This window comes from Sphingomonas sp. (assembly GCF_035714405.1).
Classification (GTDB): Bacteria; Pseudomonadota; Alphaproteobacteria; order Sphingomonadales; family Sphingomonadaceae; genus Sphingomonas.
On sequence record NZ_DASTMA010000009.1, the window covers coordinates 66,883 to 86,209 of the forward strand.

Sequence of the window (19,327 nt, forward strand, 5' to 3'; positions counted from 1 at the left end):
GCCGCTGCGCCCCGCTACGTCTCTAAGGCCGCCGATTGCGGGATGGCTTCACGTTCGCTATGATGACCGGTGGTTCGGGGGATAGGATCATGAATCGGCGTCGACTGGGGTTTGTTGTTGCAGCGTTGGTGCTGGTCGCGGTCAGCGCCCGCCAGCCGACCGCCAATATCCAGGTCCTGACCCATGATGCGACCGACGTCGATCCGCAGCGCGTCCAGGCTGCGGTCGACTTGGGGCTGATCGGCGTCAAGCTCCTCTATACCTGGACCTCACGCCAGCTGCGCTGAGCGGGTGGCCGCCGATCCTTGCCTCGCCCGCGCCCCTGTCGCATAGCTGGGGCATGGATACCCCCGTCGAGGACCTCTCCTTCGAGGACGCACTGAAGGAGCTGGAAAGCATCGTCCATCGATTGGAGACCGGCGAGGCCACACTGGATGGTTCGATCCAGCTGTACGAACGCGGCGACAAGCTCCGCCAACGCTGCGCCGAGCGGCTCGATCAGGCCCAGGCCAAGATCGAGGCCATAAGGCTGGACGCGGAGGGCAGACCCACGGGCACACGCCCCTTCGCTCCCGCCTGACTTGGCCGCCGCGGTGCCTCTCCCCCTGCCCCGTGCGATGGCGGACGTCGCGGCGGCGATCGATCGCCGCTTCGACCTGCTGCTGCCGGTGCCCGACGATGGCCGCGCCGAGCTTTACAGCTGCATGCGCCACGCCGCGATCGGCGGCGGCAAGCGGCTGCGGCCGCTGCTGGTCTGTGCCACCGCCGAGCTGTTGGCGGTCGATCGCGACGCGGCCGAGCGCGTGGCGGCGGCGGTCGAGGCGATCCACGTCTATTCGCTGATCCACGACGATCTGCCGGCGATGGACGACGACGACCTGCGCCACGGCAAGCCGACCGCGCACAAGGCGTTCGGCGAGGCGACCGCGATCCTGGCGGGCGACTGCCTCCACGCGCTCGCCTTCGAATGGCTGGCCGACCCCGACACGCATCCGGATCCCTTCGTCCGCGCCGAACTGGTGCTGGAGCTCGCCCGCGCCTCCGGCCCCACCGGCATGGCGGGCGGCCAGGCGCTGGACCTCGCCGCCGGGCGGACACCGTTCGACCTTTCGGGCGTGACCCGGCTGCAGCAGATGAAGACCGGCGCGCTGATCGCAGCGTCGGTGGAGCTCGGCGCCATTCTCGGCCGTGTCGCGCCCGAGGGCCGCACGGGTTTGCGCGGCTATGCGCACGATCTCGGCCTCGCCTTTCAGATCGCCGACGACCTGCTCGACGCCGAGGGCGATGAAACGGCGGCGGGCAAGCGGCTCCGCAAGGATGCGCAGGCCGGCAAGGCGACCTTCCTGTCGCTGCTCGGGCCGGAGCGCGCACGCGAACAGTGCCGCATGCTGACCGAACAGGCGGTGCAACACCTGCACAGCTTCGGCGCGGAAGCCGACCTGTTGCGCGCGCTCGCCCGCTTCGTCGTGGAGCGGGATCGGTGAGGGCCAGATAGATGAGAATCGGCGTTTATCCTGGCACGTTCGATCCCATCACGCTCGGCCATCTGTCCATCATCCGGCGCGGCGCGAAGCTGGTCGACCGGCTGGTGATCGGCGTCACCACCAACCCGTCCAAGTCACCCATGTTCACCGTCGAAGAGCGGCTCGCCGCCGTTCGCCGCGAGGTGGCGGGGCTGCCGGGGAACATAGATGTCGTCTCGTTCAATTCGCTGCTGATGGACTTCGCCGACCGCGAAGGCGCGTCGATCATCGTCCGCGGCCTGCGCGCGGTCGCCGACTTCGAATATGAATATCAGATGGCGGGCATGAACCAGCAGCTCAACGACCGGGTCGAGACGGTGTTCCTGATGGCCGATGCCGCTCTGCAGCCGATCGCGTCCAAGCTGGTCAAGGAGATCGCCCTGTTCGGCGGCGCGATCGACCGCTTCGTCACCCCGGCCGTGCGCGACGAGGTGCTCGCCCGCGTCGCGACGCTGGGCCGCAAGGGTGACAAATAGCGTCAGCTCCTCCGTTCACCTTGGCGCAAGCGCGCGTTCGCTCTAGGGGTCGGCGGTTCATCACAGGTATTCTGCCCATGCGCTTTCTCGCCGGTCTGTTTGCGCTTCTCGCCGCCTTTTTCCCTGGTGCCGCCCCGGCGCAGGTCGTCGACGGTGCGGTGCCCGGCCGCGCGGCGGCCGCGTCGGTCACCGATCCCGAGAACATCCTGGTGCTGGACCTGTCGACCGGCGGCCGGGTCAGGATCTGGCTGCGGCCTGATGTCGCACCCAAGATGGTCGAGCGGGTCAAGACGCTGGCGCGCCAGCGCTTCTATGACGGGCTCGCCTTTCACCGCGTGATCGACGGCTTCATGGCGCAGGGCGGCGACCCCAAGGGCGATGGCACCGGCGGCTCGCCGCTGCCCGACCTGCCGGCCGAGTTCAACTACCTGCCCCATGTCCGCGGTGCGGTGTCGGCGGCGCGGGCCGAGGCGGAGAACAGCGCCAACTCGCAGTTCTTCATCGTTTTCCAGCCGCGCTTCGCACTCGACAAGAAGTACACGGTGTTCGGCCGGGTGATCGACGGCATGCAATATGTCGATGCGATCGAGCGCGGCGAGCCGCCTGCCAGCCCGAGCCGCATCCTGCGCGCCTATGTGCTGGCGGACAACCCCCCGCCCTATGTGGCCCAGCCCAGCCTGCCGCTGCCGGCGCCTGCCTCGACGCTGCTGCCGCTGCCGACCGGCCCGGCTGCGGCGACCCCGAAATCCGCGCCGAGCCCCAAGCCGGTACGCCGTGCCGCACGCAAGGCGACCCGACGGTAAACGATCGCGCTGATCCCGTGGCGCTCGCGTCATGAAGGTCGATCTGTTCGATTTCGACTTGCCGCCCGAGCGGATCGCGCTGCGTCCGGCGAGCCCGCGCGATGCCGCGCGCCTGCTGGTGCTGGACGGCGCCACGACCCGCGATCGACATGTCCGCGATCTTGCCGACACGCTGCGGCCGGGCGACCTGCTGGTGTTCAACGACACCCGTGTCATTCCCGCGCAGTTGGATGGCCGACGCGGCGAGGCGAAGGTCGGCGCCACGCTACACCTTCGCGAAGGCCCGCGCCGCTGGCGCGCCTTTGTCCGCAACGGGCGCCGGCTGCGCGATGGCGACACGATCGACTTCGGTCAGGACGTGGCCGCCGTCGCGAGCGAACGGGGGGAAGATGGCAGCTGGGCCTTGACCTTCACCGGCCACGAGCGGGTCGAGCTATTGCTCGAGCGCGCCGGGCGAATGCCGCTGCCGCCCTATATCGCCGCGCGCCGGGCTGCCGACGCGCGCGACCTCGCGGACTATCAGACCATATTCGCAAGCGAGCCCGGCGCGGTCGCCGCCCCGACGGCGGCGCTGCACTTCACGCCCGAGCTGATGGCGGCGCTGTCGGGCGCGGGCATAGAGCACGAGACGCTGACGCTCCATGTCGGCGCCGGGACGTTCCTACCGGTCAAGGCGGAGGACACCGACGCGCACCGGATGCATGCCGAATGGGGCCGGCTCGACATCGCCACCGCGGAGCGCCTCAATGCCGTCCGCGCGGCGGGCGGACGGGTGATCGCGGTGGGCACGACGTCGCTTCGGTTGATCGAGAGCGCCACCGGCGAGGACGGCGTGGTCCGCCCGTGGGAGGGCAACACAGCCATCTTCATCACGCCCGGCTACCGCTTTCGCGGCATCGACGGACTGCTCACCAACTTCCATCTGCCGCGCTCGACGCTGTTCATGCTGGTCTCGGCGCTGATGGGCCTCGATCGGATGCAGGCGGCGTATGCGCATGCGGTGGAGAACGGCTACCGCTTCTATTCGTATGGCGACGCGTCGCTGCTGCTGCCGGAGACCGCATGATCCTCCTTTTGCTCGCGCTCGTCGGCGTCCAGGCCGATCCGGCCGAGGTCCGCGTCCTTGGGCCCGGCAAGGCCAATGCACAGACCCCCGCGACGTTGATGATCGAGCCCGCCGGCATGTTCGTCGCCACCTGCGATGCCGACGGTGACGGGCGCACCGGCCGCACGGAGCTGGACGGCTGCATCGCACGGAGCTTCGTCGTGATCGATCGGCCCGGCACAGGCAGCCTGGGCTATCTGGCCTATGCCGACTGGCAGTCGCGTTGGCTGGGCGATCAGGCCGCCCTGCCCAGCCCTTACGAGGTCGACCGCGACGGCGATGGCCGCGTCGCGCTCGCCGAGCTCCAGGCTCAGTTCTCACGACTGTTCTCGCGCTACGACCGGGACGGCGATGGCCAGGTGACGCGGGCGGAGGTGCTGACGTTCCGCGCCGCGCCGCTGGGTGGCCGACCCGTCCGGCGCGGACCGCCACCGGGCACGCAGCGGGTACCCGGCGGCAGCCCGGATCCGGCGCCGCAGCCGTGACGCGCTTCAGCTTCACCATCAAAGCGGCCGACGGTCGCGCCCGCACCGGTGAGATCGCGATGCGGCGGGGCGTGATCCGAACGCCGGCGTTCATGCCGGTCGGCACCGCCGCCACGGTCAAGGCGATGAAGCCCGTCGATGTCGCGGCGGCGGGCGCGGACATCATCCTGGGCAACACCTATCACCTGATGCTGCGACCTGGTGCCGAGCGGGTGGCGCGGCTGGGCGGGCTGCACAGGCTGATGGGCTGGTCGCGGCCGATCCTCACCGACTCCGGCGGCTATCAGGTGATGAGCCTCGCCGACCTCACCAAGCGGTCGGAGGACGGCGTTTCGTTCAAGTCGCATCTCGACGGGACGCGCCACTTGCTCAGCCCCGAGCGATCGATGGAGATCCAGCGGCTGCTCGGGTCCGATATCGTCATGGCGTTCGACGAGCTGGTACCCACGACCTCGACGCCGGAGGTGCAGGCGGCGGCAATGGCTCGGTCGATGCGCTGGGCGCGGCGGTCGCGCGATGCGTTCGACGCCGGCGGCGTCCATGCGGAGGGTGCGGCGCTGTTCGGCATCCAGCAGGGCGCGCTCGACGAAGGGCTCCGTGCCGCCAGCGCCGCCGCCCTGACTGCGATCGGCTTTGACGGCTATGCGATCGGGGGGCTTGCGGTCGGCGAGGGTCAGGCGGCGATGTTCGCCTGTCTCGACTTCGCGCCGGGACAGCTGCCGGCCGACAAGCCGCGATATCTGATGGGCGTAGGCAAGCCGACCGACATCGTCGGGGCGGTGGAGCGCGGGATCGACATGTTCGACTGCGTGCTGCCGACGCGATCGGGGCGGACGGGACAGGCGTTTACGCTGGACGGGCCGATCAACATCCGCAACGCGCGCTTCGCCGAGGATCTGGGCTCGCTCGACGCCGACTGTGCCTGCCCGGTGTGCACGACCTGGAGCCGGGCCTACCTGCATCATCTGGTACGCGCGGGCGAAATCCTGGGGGCGATGCTGATGACCGAGCATAACATCTGGTTCTACCAGACGCTGATGGCCGAGCTGCGCGCGGCGATCGCGGAGACGCGGCTCACCGCCTTCGCAAACGCGTTCCGGGCGCGCTATGCTGGCGAAAAGGGAGAAGCCTGAGTGACCGAGCAGACCGACGACGCGCCGAACGAGATCCTTGCCGCGGTGAAGGCCCATGCCCGCGTCGCCGAACAGGCGGTGGTGGAAAAGACCAAGAGCTGGAAGGTCGGGCGGATCGGCCTGGCGGCGGGGATTGGCTCGGCGGCCGTGGCGGCGGCGGTGCTGTTCTCGCGGCGCCGCGAGGGCAAGGACTGAAGGCATGCGCTTAGCAGCCCCGCGCGCAGGCTTGCTGCTGGCAAGATGAGCCCGAGACTATCCGGCGCGTCCGCAAGCGTGGAAGGGCTGTCCTACAGGCCTGTGAGCGTGGCAGGGAATGTCGCCATGGCAGCACTTTCTTTCCTGCAGCACGATTGCCGCGTCACGCAGCCGGCGCATCTCTGCCGCTCTGGATCGCATCGGCGACGCGCTGGTGGTGCACGGGTGGCGCGTCCCTGCCGCGTTTCTGCTGCTCCCGCGTCGTTGTGCGACGCAAAGCAGATGCGATCGGGCAAACCCGTCGGGGGCACTCAACATTCTCAACATTCGCGGTTCGCGCACGGCGTGCGGATGCGGGCAGGGATGACATGCCGATGCGGAGCCGTAGAGTAACGCCATGCTGACCCGCGCTCTTGCTCCATTCGCCCTGCTCGCCGCCTCGTCCGCCCTGGCGCAACCGGCCGTGCGGGCGCCCTCGGTAAAACCGCTCGCCTTTAGCGAACGCACGTTACCCAACGGCCTACGGGTGTTCGCGATGCGCGACACCGGCACCAGTAATGTGAGTGTGCAGGTCTGGTACAAGGTCGGGTCGAAGGACGATCCCGCCGGCCGCTCCGGCTTCGCGCACATGTTCGAGCATCTGATGTTCAAGGCGACCCGCAACCTGAAGCCCGAGCAGTTCGACCGACTGACCGAGGATGTCGGCGGCTACAACAACGCGTCGACGGCCGACGATTACACCAACTATTACGAGGTGGTTCCGGCCAACCACCTGCAACGCATCCTGTTCGCGGAAGCCGACCGGATGGCGAGCCTGGTGGTCGAGCCGACCGGCTTTGCCTCCGAGCGCGACGTGGTGAAGGAGGAGCTGCGCCAGCGTACGCTCGCCCAGCCCTATGGTCAGCTGCTGTCGGTCGCCTATCCGCAGGTAAGCTACTCGGTACATCCCTATGCAAGGCCCGGCATCGGCTCGCTCGAGGATTTGCAGGCGGCCTCGATCGAAGACGTGCGCGCCTTCCACGCGACCTATTACCGGCCCGACAACGCGGTGCTGGTGGTCGCGGGCAATTTCGATCCGGCGCAGCTCGACCGCTGGATCGACGGCTATTTCGGCCCGATCAAGCGCCCGACCACGCCCATCCCGCGCGTGACGGTCAGCGAGCCGCCGCGCACGGCCGCTGTGACGCGTACCGTCTACGCCGCCAACACGCCGCTCCCCGCGGTGCTGATGAGCTGGCATGTGCCACCCGACCGCGACGCCGACATTCCGGCGCTGACGGTGCTCAACGCGGTGCTGGCGACGGGCGAGAGCGCGCGGCTCAACCATGCGCTGGTCTATCGCGACCAGGTCGCGCAGTCGGCGGAGAGCTTCCTCGACACGCGCGAGGACACCGGCAACCTCGTCGCCTTCGCCATACTGGCGGGCGGCAAGACGGTGGCGGCGGGCGAGGCGGCGCTGCGGCGCGAGGTGGCGGCGCTGCGCGATGCGCCGGTCACGGCGGCGGAGCTGCAGCGCGCCAAGAACCAGATCCTGACATCGTCGCTGAGGAGCCGCGAGACGGCGGAGGGGCGCGCGTCGGCGCTGGCGGCGGCGGTGGTGGTGGACGGCGATCCGCGTGCCGCTGACCGGCAGCTTGCCGCGATTGCCCGCGTCACCCCGGCGGACGTGCAGCGGGTGGCGCGCAAGTATCTGGGTGAGAACCGGGCGGCGACGATCCGCTACCTCCCCGCCGATCAGCGCCCGGCAGGCGCGAAGGACGAGGTGGTGCTGGCGCCGACGGTGCGGGTCGCGCCCCTCGTCACCCCCGCCGACGTCCGGATCGTCACCCCGGCGGCGAACCCGATCGCGCCGCCGGCGCCGGGCAAGGCGCTCGCCGCCGCGCTGCCGCGTCCGGTAGAGACGCGGCTCGCCAACGGCTTGCGCGTCGTAACCGTCGAGAGGCGGGGTGTGCCGGTGGTCACCGCCACCTTGGTCGCAAGCGGCGGCGCGGCGACCGATCCGGGGCCGCAGGCCGGCGCGAGCAGCCTCGCCGCCGAGCTGTTGACCAAGGGCACGACGACGCGCTCGGCGACTGAGATCGCGCAAACGGTGGAGGCGCTGGGCGGCGCGATCGAAGCGGGCGCGGACCGCGACGGCAGCTCGGTCTCGCTGACGGTCAAGTCGGACCAGCTCGGCGCCGGCATGGCAGTCCTGGCCGACGTGTCACAGCGGCCAGCTTTCGCGGCGGAGGAGATCGAGCGCGCGCGGGCGCAGGCGATCGACGCGTTGACGGTGCAGCTCGCCGATCCGGCGCAGCTGGCGAGCCTGGTCGCCAGCCGGGCGGTGTTCGGCGCCCACCCATATGGCACGCCGCTGGCGGGCACACCGGCGTCGCTCAAGGCGATCGGCGCATCCGACCTCCGCCGGGCCTATGCGGGCACCTATCGCCCCGAGCAGGCGACGCTGTTGCTGGTCGGCGACGTGACCCCGGCGCAGTCCGCCAAGCTCGCGCAGGATCTGTTCGGCGGCTGGCGCGCAGGGCCGAGGCCGTCCGAGACCGTCATCAACCTGCCGGCCGTTCGCCCGCGCGTCGTCGTGATCGACGTGCCCGGCGCGGGGCAGGCAGGCGTGGTCGTGGCGCGGCCGGGGATCACGCGGGCGTCGGACCGTTATTATCCGCTGCTGGTCGCCAATGCGGTGCTCGGCGGCGGTTATTCGTCGCGGCTCAACCAGGAAATCCGCATCAAGCGTGGCCTCGCTTATGGCGCGGGCAGCGGGTTTTCCGCGCGGCGGCTGGGCGGCATGGTGTCGGCGCGCACGCAGACCAAGAACGAGACCGCCGCACAAGCCGCCGAACTGATCGTCGCCGAGATGCGTCGGCTGGGAACGACGCTGGTGCCCGCAGCGGAGCTGGAGACGCGCAAGACGACGACGCTGGGGAGTTTCGGCCGCACAGTGGAGACGACCGACGGCATCGCCGGCCTCCTGGCGGGCTATGTCCTGGAGGGGGTGCCGCTGTCCGAGCTCGACCGCTATGCCGGCGCGGTCCAAGCCGTCACGCCCGAGGCGGTGCGCAAGACTGCCGGCGAAGTCGTCGATCCGAGCGCGGCTTCGGTGGTGGTGGTCGGGGATGCAAAGGCCTTCCTGCCCGCGCTGCGAAAACTCTATCCGCAGGTGGAGGTGATTCCGGTCGCCGCTTTGAAGCTCGATGCAGCGGAGCTGCGATAGGTCTCACGCTTTCATTCCACGGCTCGATCGGCGCCGGCTCGGAGGTTGACGCCCTGCTCCCCTGTCCCAGCGCGGGACGCCGTCAAATCGACGGCGGATTTGTTCATGCGGGTGCGCTATGCGGCCTCCGTGCGGATCACTTCCCATCGGGCGCGGCTGTTGCTGCGCGGCTGGCTGTTGCTGGTGTTCGCCGGGCTGGGCGTCACGGGCGCGATGGCGACCAGCGCGGCATGGCAGGCGCTCTCCGATCATAGCGCCCCGCTGGCCGTAGCGGCGAGCGCGGGCGGGTTCGAGGCGGACGATCATTTTCCCGGCGCGGCGCTGCTCTACCTGGAGGATGCGTCCGCGCTTCCCATGCCTGGCACCACCGGGACGATCGCCTTGCCGCCGGTGCCGGTGCATGCCGCCGAGGCGCCGATCTTTGCCGAGCAGGGCATCGTCCCCGCGCGGCCGTTTTCGATGGCGGCGGCGAGCGGTCTCGATCGCGCGCGCGCGATGGAGTGCCTGACCACCGCGATCTATTACGAGGCAGCGAGCGAACCCGACAGCGGCCAGCTGGCCGTGGCGCAGGTGATCCTTAACCGCGCGCGGCATCCGGTGTTCCCGGAGACGGTCTGTGGGGTGGTATATCAGGGCTCGGGTGGGCCGGTGTGCCAGTTCTCCTTCGCCTGCGACGGAGCGATGACGCGGGTGCCATCCCGGACCGGCTGGATGCGCGCGGCGCGTAACGCCGCGGCGGCGCTGGGCGGCTATGTCCACCCCTCCGTCGGCCTGGCGACGCATTATCATACCTTTGCCGTGACGCCGTCGTGGAACCGGACGCTGGTGATGACCGACGTAATCGGGGCACATTTTTTCCATCGCTGGAAGGGCTATTGGGGCACGGGCGCAGCGTTCAGGCAAGGCTATCGCGGCGGTGAGCCGGTGCCCGGACCGGTAACGCGATCCACGGCAGCGCCGATGGCCGCGACCGCAGCCGCGACCACACCGGCGCCGATACCGGTCTCGGTGCCGTCTACGATCCTGCCTGTCTGGCGCGAGACCGGTGTCCTCGCGGCCCCCGCTCCGACGGAGGATCGTCTACCCCCCGCCTCCCAGGTGCTCGACCGGTGGAAGGATTCCGGAAAGCCGCTTTGATCCTGAAGGATTGGGCGAAATTATTCGGGCGCCGGGATCCAGTTCGTCTCGATCACGCCATGCCGGTCGACGAAGCCGGTCATCGCGATCATGTCGCGCTCTGCCAGTAGGCGTACACGGCGGCCGCTGCGTTCGATCAGCCCACGCTTTTCCATATCACCAAAGGTACGGCTGACATGGACCTTGGTCAGTCCCACTGCATCGCCGATGTCCTGTTGGGTCAGCGCGAGATCAAAGGAATCGACGACCCCGCCGGCGGTCACCCGCAGCCGCGCGATGATGTCGAGCAAGAGCAGGCTCAGCCGCTCGATCGCACCCATCCGGCCAATCGAGGTCAGCCGGTCGCCCATCGCGACGTAATCGGCGGCCGAGATCGCGTAGAGCGCTCCGGCGAGCCGGGGCTGGGCCTTGAAGATGCGCCCCAGCGCCCCCTTGCTAAGTTCGGATACGATACAGTCGCTGACCGCCGTCACGGTGTTCGTCGCTAGACTCCAAGCGATGCTCGAGGTACCGACGAGGTCGCCGGCATAGTGGAAACCGACTATCTGCCGGCTGCCGTTGACCAGGCGACGTGCGGAGTGAACCCAGCCCTGCTGGACGATGTAGAGCATGTCGTTCGGGCGATCCTGCTCCATCAGCAGCTGGCCGGGAGTGAAGCGCATCTCGCGCCGTTCCGCCCAATCGAGGGTATCGCGCTCTTCAGCGGTCATCGCCAGGTGCTGTTCCAGCCGGGTCACCAGCGCGCTACGCCGCATTGCTTCTCCCTTGCCCCAAGCTCTTGTCGGAGCCCGGTTTAGGGGAAGCGGCGGGACGCTGGCAAGGGCGGGGATCATTCGGCCGCCAGGGCGAGGCCCTCGTCGACGTCGGCCTCCTCGTCGGCGGCGACGCCCTGCTCCAGCCGCGTCTCGTCGGCGGCGAGCTGGGCCGCGTCCTTGTCGGTGATGCCGAAGCGCGCCGCGACGTCGGGGGCGAAGCGGAGCAGGTCGGGGCGCAGTCGCAGCAGCGACAGGTCCTTGGACTTGCCCTCCATCATCACGTCGAAGTCGAGGCCATCCGCCATGCGCATGAAGGTCGCGAACTCGAACGGGTTGGTGAAGTCGGAATGGCCGGTCCAGATCGGCGGCAGCAGCACGGTCTTGATGCGGGCGGTGGGTTTGACGGGTGCCTTGAGGAGCTCGCCCTTCTTGGGTTTGCCGGTGATCTTGCGCTTCACCTCGCGAAGCTCGGTGCGGGGGCTGGAGAAGTGGATCTTCGGGCGAACCCCGATCGGCCAACTCGCGACGAACCTCTCCAGCGTGCTACGCATATCGAGCCGCTCGGGGTTGAGGCACCAGAAATGCTGGTAGTCGAAAATCAGCCGCACACCGGTGCGCTCGTGAATCCACAGCACGTCGGCCGCGGAGAAGCGGATGTCGTCATTCTCGAGGACGAGGCGGCGACGGACATGGTCGGGGCATTGTTCGAACCCCTCGATCCAGCGGGCGCGGCTGGCGTCCTTGTCGTCATAGACGCCGCCGACATGCGTCACCATCACCGCCTCGTCATCCAGCGCCATGCGGTCGAGCATCTCGGCCTGGCTCGCCAAGTCCCAGATCGACTTGCGCGTCAGCTCCGGGTTGGGCGAGTTGAGCAGGACATATTGGGAGGGGTGGAAGGACAGGCGGATGTCGAGCGCCCTGGCCTTGGCGCCGAAGGCGCGCAGCTCTGCGTCTGAGTCAGCGACCATCGAATGGAACTGCGGCATGTCGGGATGGGTCGCGTAGGGGGCGATGTCCGACGACAGGCGGTACATGTCGAGCTTGTGCGCGGCGAGATAGTCGAGCACCGGATCGAGCAGCTCGAGCGAGCATTTGAGGTGCGGGTTCTTCTGCCAGCGGCGCGTGTCCTGCGTCTTTAGACCGGCTTGCCCCATCACCTTGACGGGAAAGCCCAAGCGGAGCGGTCGGGTCATGCGGGTACCTGTTGTTCGGGAAAGCCGAGCGCGGTGACGAACGCGTTCCAGTCGGCGGGGCGCAGCGCGCCGCCGGTCGCCTGGGCGTGGCCGTTGCCATAACGTGAGTCGGCGCCGGGCGGGCGATGGTCGGCGAGGAAGTCGACCAGGTTCTGCCCCCGCGCGGAGCGGGCGGCGAAGTGGACCCAACCGGGATTGTAGCCGGTGTTGGCGGCCAGCACGATCTTGTCCTTCAATCGTCCGCGCCACTGCTGGGCAATGAGCGGATGGATCTGCTGTTCGGCATGGAAGCGGATCAACGCCACGTCGCCGCGTACGGTGGGAGGCACACGGCGGGCGGCTTCGACCGCCTGGCGCACCTCGATCTTGGCGGCGACGAGCGCGTCGCTTTCCGGGCTCCGCTGTTTGGTGATCGCCTTTGGCCCGTCGCTGGTCATCAGCAGGTGCAGCGCCGGGCTGGCGTCGGCGGACGCGGTACGGCGCGGCGCGTTGACCAGGCTGACCGCATCGCGCAGCGCGGTCTTGCCCCAGCGCGCCTGCGCCTGCGCGAGCTCGGGGAAGCCGGCCTCGTCGGCCATGTCGCCGATCAGGCCCAGTGCGGCGAGCCAGAGCAGATCGGCCTGATCACCGAGCGCCGCGCACGCCCACCAGGCGAGAAGCGCGGAGCTCGGCTCGGGCGTCAGACCGTTGCCGCTGATCGTCGTCGCGTCGGGTGGCGTGCCGGTGGGGAGGTGATGGTCGATGACGATCGTCGGCACTCCCGGCAGGACGGCCTCGGCGCGCGTACCGAGGTCGGCGACGATCAGCCCCGCGGGCGTCCCGAGCGTTGCGGCGAAGGGCCGGTCCCAAGGTGCCTCACCTTTGCCGACGATGCGCGGCTCCGCCTGCCAACCCGCGGCGCGAAGCGCGCGGACGAGGATCGCAATGGCGGACAGGCCGTCGGCGTCGAAATGGCCCAGCACCAGCACCGGGCGCTCGCGATCGAAGCCGCCTAGCGCCGCGGTGAACGCGGCACGGGCATCTTCGCGCGGAGTGTCGTGGGAAAGCGCGCCGATCACCCCCGCTCAACGAGCCGGAGTGATCGGGGCTCCCGCCGCCGCGATGATCTAGGTTGCGGCGGGCATCCGGTGCAGCGCGCAGAGCTTGTTGCCGTCCGGATCGCGCAGATAAGCGAGGTAGAGCTGACCCATCGCTCCGGTGCGCACGCCGGGCGCGTCCTCGATCGCGGTGCCGCCCGCCTCGACGCCCGCCTGGTGCCATGCGTTCGCCTGCTCGGGCGTCATCGCGAGACCGATCGTGCCCCCATTGGCATGGGTCGCCGGCTCGCCGTCGATCGGCGGGGTCACCAGGAACAGGCCGCCATTGTGCATGTAGATCAGCCGCCCCTTGTCGTCCTGACGCCCAGGCTTGCCGCCCATCGCCTGGAAAGTGGCGTCGTAGAACTGCTTGGACTTCTGCACATCGTTGGTGCCGACCATGACATGACTGAACATAGGCTTCCTCTCTTGTTGGTCTTACCGGCCTGCCAGAACCGACTCGTATAGCGCCAGATACTCCGTCGTCATCCGTTCGACGCCGAACCTGCGCATAGCCGTGTCCCGGCAAGCAGCGCGGTCGATCTCGCCCACACGATCGATCGCAGCGACCGCTTCGTCGAAGCCGTCGACCAGGAAGCCGTTGACGCCATGGTCGATCAACTCCGGCATCGAGCCGCGATTGTACGCGATCACCGGTGTGCCGCAGGCCATCGCCTCGACGACCGACAGGCCGAACGGCTCGTCAAAGGCGATGAGGTGGAGCAACGCCTTGGCCGATCCCAGCGTACGCGCGCGATCTATGCCGCCGACAATCCCCAGGTGGCGGATGCGGTCGCCGTCGACATGTGGCGCGACCTCGCCATGGTGATAGCCCTCGTCCTGCACCAGCCCGGCCATGACCAGCCTGTGGTCGGTGGCCTGCGCCGCCCGGATCGCTTCGCCCGCGCCCTTGTCGGGGTGGATGCGGCCGAAGAACAGCAATTCGTCGCTGCCTGCCGCATCGAAGGGGAAGTCGTCGAGGCGGATGCCATGGTGGATGGTCGCGGCATAGGTCAGGTCCGGATGCCGGTCCGCGTCGCTGATCGCGACATAGTGTACGCGGTCGTCATACGCTCGATAGGCGGGCAGAATGCGCTCGGACGAGAAGCCGTGGATGGTCGTTACCACAGGCGTGTCGACAAGGCGCGAAAAGGCGAGCGGCACGAAATCGGCCTGGTTGTGGATCAGGTCGAACTCGCCCGCGCGTTCGAAGACGTTGGCAACGTGCAGCGCCTCCCAGACCTTAGCGTCGATCGAAGGATCTTCGGAATAGGCACGGGGAGCGACGCCCGCGAGCGTACCGGCGGTGTGCGAATCCAGGGTGGCGAACAGCGTCACGTCGATGCCGCGCGCGACCATGCCCTCGGTCAGCAGGCTGGTGACCAGCTCCCACGGACCATAGCCGTCCGGCGGAGTGCGCCAAGAGATGGGGGCGAGCATCGCGATCTTCACAGGGGTGGCGTGTAGGCGGTCGATCGCGCGCTGCCCACCCCGAAGCTACTGAGCGAGGATCAAGCCCTCGTCCGGGCGGAGGACGCCGGTTTCGGCGTTTGTCAGCGTGGACAGCAGCACCCTGCCCTTGCCCGGCAGCGGCCGCGGATGCGGGCCAAGGTTGACCGCCACGAGCACGCGCTCGTCGCCGTGACGGCGTTCGTAGGCGATGACGTCGTCAGCCGCTTCGACCAGCGTCAGGCTGCCGACCGACAAGGCGGCGCTGCCGCGTCTCAGCCTCAACAGCGCACGGTAAAGGGTAAGCATCGAGCCGGGATCGCCATCCTGCGCGGCGACGTTGCGGCTCGGCCAATCTGGATGCAGCGGCAGCCAGGGGTGGGCGCTCGAGAAGCCGGCATGGGCCGAACCTTCCCATGCCATCGGTGTGCGCGACGGATCGCGGCCAAGGCCAATGCCAGGCTGACGCAGCTCGCGCGGGTCCTGCACCCGATCGGACGACACCTCGACCAGCCCGATGCCGAGTTCGTCACCCTGATAAAGCGTGGGTGTGCCGCGCAGCGTCAGCAGCAGCATCGCCGCGACCCGGGCCTGCCCCTCGCCGACGCGACCGGCGATGCGCGGGGCGTCGTGGCTGCCGATCACCCAATTGGGCCAGCCATGCGATGGGATCGAGGCCTCATAGTCGGCGATGACCTGGCGCAGCACCGCCGCATTCCACGGGTTCTCCATCAGCGCGAAATTGAACGGCAGGTGCACCTCCGGACGGTCGGGCGTTCCGTACCATTGCGCCAGCCGGTCGTTGGGAAGGAAGATCTCGCCGATCAGCGCGCGGTCACCGTAGCCGTCCGCCAAGGCCCGGAACTCGGCAGCGATCGCGTGCGCCTCCGGCTGGTCGGTGGAGTGGCGCTGGAGCACGCGATCACGCTCGTTCATCCCGACGCGCCAGACGGGGTTGAGGGGGTTGTCGGGTAGGCCCTCCGCCTTGACGATGTGCCAGAGCACGTCGATCCGGAACCCGTCGACGCCGCGGTCGAACCAGAAGCGCAGCACATCGGTCATCGCCGCGCGCAGCTCGGGATTGCGCCAGTTGAGGTCCGGCTGCTGCGGCAGGAAGGCGTGGAGGTAGCATTGACCCGTCGCCTCGTCCCACTCCCAAGCGGAGCCGCCGAAGTCGCTGATCCAGTTGTTGGGCGGGCCGCCATCGGGTGCCGGATCGCGCCAGATGTACCAATCGCGCTTCGGGCTGTGGCGCGACGATCGGCTCTCGACGAACCAGGGATGCCGGTCCGACGAATGGTTGGGGACGAAATCGAGCAGCAGCTTCAGTCCGGCCGCATGGACCTTGGCGATCAGCCGGTCGAAATCCGCCAATGTGCCGAACAGCGGCGCGACGCCGCAGTAATCGGCCACGTCATAGCCGAAATCGGCCATCGGCGAGGGGAAAATCGGCGACAGCCAGATCGCGTCCACGCCCAAGGCGGCGATGTAGTCCACCCGCGCGGTGATGCCGGGGAGATCGCCGACGCCGTCGCCGTCGCTGTCCTGGAAGGAGCGCGGATAGACCTGGTAGACGACGCCGCGCTCCCACCACGGCCGTTCGCTCATCCCAGCGCGCCGAGGCTGGCGGCGAGTTCGTCGACGCGGAACGGCTTGGCGAGGCGCGGCAGGTCGGGCGGGATCGCGTCGAGCGCGGCATAGCCGGATACGACGAGCACCTTCAGCTCCGGCCGCTCCATCCGCGCCCGGCGGGCAAGGTCGGCGCCGGTCATGCCGGGCATCAGGTGATCGGTGACGAGGTAGTCCGGCCGGTCGGAGAGCATCAGCAGCGCCTCCTCGCCCGAGCCCGCGGTCGTCACGCTGAGGCCGAGGTCGCGCAGGATCGCAGCCGTCGCGTCGCGCACCGGCGTCTCGTCGTCGACTAGCAGCACCCGGCCGGTCAGGACGCCGGCTGCGGCCATATCCTCGCGGGGCTCGGTCGGTCCCTCTGGCGCCACCGGCAGCAGCAGCTCGATGCGCGTCCCCTGCCCCGGCGCGGTCTCGATCCGCATCGCGCCGCCCAGCTGCGAGGCCAGGCCGTGCACCATCGACAGGCCGAGCCCCGTACCCTTGCCGACGCCCTTGGTCGAGAAAAACGGCTCGATCGCGCGCGCCGCCGTGCCCGCGTCCATGCCGGTGCCGGTATCGCCGACGCTGAGCGTAACGTAGCGTCCGATCAGGCCGGCCGCCTCCGCGACGCTCGCGTCAGTGGCCGCGGCGATGAGGCGGAGGCGACCGCCGTCCGGCATCGCGTCCCGCGCGTTGACCGCGAGATTGAGGATCGCGAGCTCGAGCTGGTTCGCGTCGACAAAGGCAAAAGGCAGGTCCGGCGCGAACTCGGTGAACACTTCGACCTGCGGGCCGACGGTGCTCGCCACGAGCGTGACCATGTCGCCGAGCAGCGCCGCCAGATTGACCGGGCCGGGCTGCAACGGCTGCCGCCGCGCAAAGGCGAGCAGGCGCTGGACCAGCGTGCGCGCGCGCTCCGCCGATTCGAGCGCCCCACGGATCAGCCGCGCCTGGCGCTCGTCCTCTCCCGCGCGGCGACCGAGCAGGTCGAGATTGCCGATGATGGGAGTGAGCAGGTTGTTGAAGTCATGCGCGACACCGCCGGTCAGCTGGCCGAGCGACTCGACCTTCTGCGCCTGCCGCAACGCCTCCTGCGCCTGCGCGAGTTCGTCGCGGCGCTCGGTTTCGGCGGTCACGTCGCGGCCGATGACATAGGCCTCGCCCTCGCCCGGCGCGGCGCTCCACGCGAAGCGCCGGGCGCTGCCGTCGCTGGCCAGCAGCCGGGCGGTGAACTCGCCGATCGAGCGCTGGGCGGCGGCGCGGATCGCGGCGGTGGAGATCGCCAGATCGTCGGGGTGGATGAAGCTGGTAAGGCGGCGGCCGAGCACTTCTGCTTCGGCATAGCCCAGGCTGGCGATTGCCGGATTGACGGCGCGGATGCGGCGGCGGGTGTCGATCACCAACAGCAGGTCGCGCGACAGCCGCCACATCCGATCGCGCTCGGCGGTGCGTTCGGCGACCTGCTGTTCCAGCGTCTGGTTGAGTGCTTTCAAAGCTTCCTGGGCCTGGCGGCGTTCGGTGACGTCGCGCACCGTGCCGAGCGTATGAACCGCCACGCCGTTCTCATCGCGTATCACCACGCCGTGCGAGGCGACCCAGCGCAGCGCACCGTCGGGACGGATGACGCGGTGCTCGATTGCGAAGTCGTCGCCGCTGCGCGTCAGCCGCGCGGTGCCCCTCGCCATCCACTCGCGGTCATCGGGATGGATCAGCGCGATGCGCTGTTCGGGCGACAGCGGGCGATCGTGCGGCACGCCCATGATCTCCGCGGCACGCGGCGACCAGCGGCCGCGACCCGTGCGCAGATCCTGCTCCCAGGTGCCGATCCGGGCACCCTCGACCGCGAGGCGCAGCTGCCGCTCGCTGTCGCGCAGCGCCGCCTCCGCGCGGACCCGCTCGACATGCGCCCAGGAACGCTCGGTGACCTCGCGGACCAGCGACAGCTCAGGGTCGCTCCATTCGCGAGGCTTCATGTCGTGCACTGCCATCATCGCGGCGAAGCGATCGCCCTTGATGAAGGGCATGCAGATCGTCGCCTGGATGCCGATCGCGCGGAAGGCGGCGGCGCCGTCGCCTTCGATGTCGGCGATGTCGGTGATGATGAGCGGCCGGCCGGCGAACATGTCGGCGACCGCCTGGCTGCCGAAGGTCGCCAGGCTGTAAGTGCCGACGATCGAGGGCGCGCCCGGCGCGTTCCAGTCGCCGCGGATATGGAAGGTGTCGCCGTCCGGCTCGACATCGGCATAGGCGCAATCGGACGCGCCCAGATGCTGGCCCAGCAGGCGGGTGGTGATCGCCAACACCTGATCCGCGTCGGTGGCGGTCGCGGTCGCCCGTCCGAGCGTGTCGAGGAACTCCAGCCGCGCCTGATTTTCCTGCACCGCCGCTTCGGCTTCATGCCGCGCGGTGATGTCCAGCGTGACGGCGAGCACGCCATAGGGTGCACCGTCCGGGCCGCGAATGGCGGATACCGAGTTGCTGACCCAGACCACGCCGCCTTGGGGACAGAGGTAGCGCTTCTCGTGCGCGAAGGGTGTGCCGTCACGCACCGCGGCTTCGAACAGGGGCAGGTTGCGCGGCAGATCGTCGGGGTGCGTGATCGCCTGCATCGTGAGCTGCATGAGCTCGTCGCGGGAGCGGCCGGTGATCGTGCAGAAGCGGTCATTGACCAGGGTGAAGCGGCCAGTGAGGTCGGTCTGCGCCAGTCCGGCGCTGGTCTGATCGATCAGTGCCGATAACTGCCGCTCGCGCGCGCGGACCTCCTGCTCCGCCACTTTGGCCTCGGTGATGTCGTGCGCAACGCCGATATAGCCGCCGCGCTCGCCGATCGTGTCCAGCCGGGGCTGTGAAACCGAACGCAGCCAGCGCCACTCACCGTCCGCGCGGCGATAGCGGGCCTCGACGCTGAAGGTCGCGCCCGTGGCCAGCCCGGCCTCCGTCTCGGCACGAACGCGATCCGCATCCTCGCGGTGGAGACCTTCGCGCCAATCGATCAGCAGGGCCGTGGTATAATCGGCGCCCACGAAGGCGCAATAAGCGCGATTGACGAAGCCACGCTTGCCATCGGGGCGGGTCACCCACATCGGCACGGGCGCGGCATCGGCGATCAGCGCGAATTCGCCGACCGTCCCCTCGTCCCCGATTATGGGCCCTGCACCCGTCACGGATCGCGCCTTAT

General features: G+C 69.2%; 18 protein-coding genes. 11 read left to right on the top strand and 7 right to left on the bottom strand.

The window, feature by feature from the left end; genetic code table 11:
* Nucleotides 1–89: 89 nt before the first annotated feature.
* The 11 genes from VFQ64_RS02830 (at nucleotide 90) to VFQ64_RS02880 (ending at nucleotide 10,065) form a co-directional block, all read left to right on the top strand.
* Nucleotides 90–287, top strand: coding sequence for a hypothetical protein (locus tag VFQ64_RS02830; protein ID WP_325101788.1), 198 nt, complete (start codon nucleotides 90–92; stop codon nucleotides 285–287).
* A 53-nt stretch (nucleotides 288–340) separates the two neighbouring features.
* Nucleotides 341–580 carry an exodeoxyribonuclease VII small subunit gene (locus VFQ64_RS02835; protein ID WP_325101789.1) on the top strand — a complete coding sequence of 80 codons (240 nt, stop codon included), beginning with the start codon at nucleotides 341–343 and terminating at the stop codon, nucleotides 578–580.
* Nucleotides 581–617: 37 nt separating this feature from the next.
* Entirely contained in the window at nucleotides 618–1,484 is an 867-nt protein-coding gene (locus VFQ64_RS02840; protein ID WP_325101790.1) for a farnesyl diphosphate synthase, read from the top strand.
* Nucleotides 1,485–1,495: 11 nt separating this feature from the next.
* Entirely contained in the window at nucleotides 1,496–1,999 is a 504-nt protein-coding gene (gene coaD / locus VFQ64_RS02845; RefSeq protein ID WP_325101791.1) for a pantetheine-phosphate adenylyltransferase, read from the top strand.
* A 77-nt stretch (nucleotides 2,000–2,076) separates the two neighbouring features.
* The gene (locus VFQ64_RS02850) at nucleotides 2,077–2,802 is read left to right on the top strand and encodes a peptidylprolyl isomerase (RefSeq protein ID WP_325101792.1); all 726 of its coding nucleotides are present in this window, start codon (nucleotides 2,077–2,079) and stop codon (nucleotides 2,800–2,802) included.
* 31 nt (nucleotides 2,803–2,833) lie between these two features.
* Nucleotides 2,834–3,868, top strand: coding sequence for a tRNA preQ1(34) S-adenosylmethionine ribosyltransferase-isomerase QueA (gene queA / locus VFQ64_RS02855; protein WP_325101793.1), 1,035 nt, complete (start codon nucleotides 2,834–2,836; stop codon nucleotides 3,866–3,868).
* Nucleotides 3,865–4,392, top strand: coding sequence for an EF-hand domain-containing protein (locus VFQ64_RS02860; protein ID WP_325101794.1), 528 nt, complete (start codon nucleotides 3,865–3,867; stop codon nucleotides 4,390–4,392). The genes queA and VFQ64_RS02860 overlap by 4 nt, the downstream gene beginning before the upstream one ends.
* Entirely contained in the window at nucleotides 4,389–5,525 is a 1,137-nt protein-coding gene (gene tgt, locus VFQ64_RS02865) for a tRNA guanosine(34) transglycosylase Tgt (protein WP_325101795.1), read from the top strand. The genes VFQ64_RS02860 and tgt overlap by 4 nt, the downstream gene beginning before the upstream one ends.
* Nucleotides 5,526–5,720, top strand: a complete 195-nt coding sequence (locus tag VFQ64_RS02870; protein ID WP_325101796.1) for a hypothetical protein — start codon at nucleotides 5,526–5,528, stop codon at nucleotides 5,718–5,720.
* A 397-nt stretch (nucleotides 5,721–6,117) separates the two neighbouring features.
* Nucleotides 6,118–8,928, top strand: coding sequence for a pitrilysin family protein (locus tag VFQ64_RS02875; protein WP_325101797.1), 2,811 nt, complete (start codon nucleotides 6,118–6,120; stop codon nucleotides 8,926–8,928).
* Between the two features lie 129 nt (nucleotides 8,929–9,057).
* The gene (locus tag VFQ64_RS02880) at nucleotides 9,058–10,065 is read left to right on the top strand and encodes a cell wall hydrolase (RefSeq protein WP_325101798.1); all 1,008 of its coding nucleotides are present in this window, start codon (nucleotides 9,058–9,060) and stop codon (nucleotides 10,063–10,065) included.
* 20 nt (nucleotides 10,066–10,085) lie between these two features.
* Here VFQ64_RS02880 and VFQ64_RS02885 read toward each other — a convergent pair whose 3' ends face one another.
* The 7 genes from VFQ64_RS02885 to VFQ64_RS02915 all read right to left on the bottom strand — a co-directional run bounded on the left by VFQ64_RS02885 (nucleotide 10,086) and on the right by VFQ64_RS02915 (nucleotide 19,313).
* Nucleotides 10,086–10,820 carry a Crp/Fnr family transcriptional regulator gene (locus tag VFQ64_RS02885; RefSeq protein ID WP_325101799.1) on the bottom strand — a complete coding sequence of 245 codons (735 nt, stop codon included), beginning with the start codon at nucleotides 10,818–10,820 and terminating at the stop codon, nucleotides 10,086–10,088.
* 74 nt (nucleotides 10,821–10,894) lie between these two features.
* The gene (gene uvsE, locus VFQ64_RS02890) at nucleotides 10,895–12,016 is read right to left on the bottom strand and encodes a UV DNA damage repair endonuclease UvsE (RefSeq protein ID WP_325101800.1); all 1,122 of its coding nucleotides are present in this window, start codon (nucleotides 12,014–12,016) and stop codon (nucleotides 10,895–10,897) included.
* Complete coding sequence (locus tag VFQ64_RS02895; protein WP_325101801.1) at nucleotides 12,013–13,074, bottom strand: phosphoesterase; 1,062 nt, start codon at nucleotides 13,072–13,074, stop codon at nucleotides 12,013–12,015. Before VFQ64_RS02895 ends, uvsE begins: the two co-directional genes overlap by 4 nt.
* Nucleotides 13,075–13,122: 48 nt before the next feature.
* The gene (locus VFQ64_RS02900) at nucleotides 13,123–13,509 is read right to left on the bottom strand and encodes a VOC family protein (protein ID WP_325101802.1); all 387 of its coding nucleotides are present in this window, start codon (nucleotides 13,507–13,509) and stop codon (nucleotides 13,123–13,125) included.
* Nucleotides 13,510–13,530: 21 nt separating this feature from the next.
* Entirely contained in the window at nucleotides 13,531–14,544 is a 1,014-nt protein-coding gene (locus VFQ64_RS02905; protein ID WP_325101803.1) for a glycosyltransferase family 4 protein, read from the bottom strand.
* A gap of 45 nt (nucleotides 14,545–14,589) precedes the next feature.
* Nucleotides 14,590–16,149 (bottom strand): alpha-amylase family glycosyl hydrolase, encoded by a 1,560-nt coding sequence (locus tag VFQ64_RS02910; protein WP_325101804.1) that lies wholly within the window; start codon nucleotides 16,147–16,149, stop codon nucleotides 14,590–14,592.
* Nucleotides 16,146–19,313 (bottom strand): PAS domain S-box protein, encoded by a 3,168-nt coding sequence (locus VFQ64_RS02915; RefSeq protein ID WP_325101805.1) that lies wholly within the window; start codon nucleotides 19,311–19,313, stop codon nucleotides 16,146–16,148. Before VFQ64_RS02915 ends, VFQ64_RS02910 begins: the two co-directional genes overlap by 4 nt.
* Between the last annotated feature and the right edge of the window lie 14 nt (nucleotides 19,314–19,327).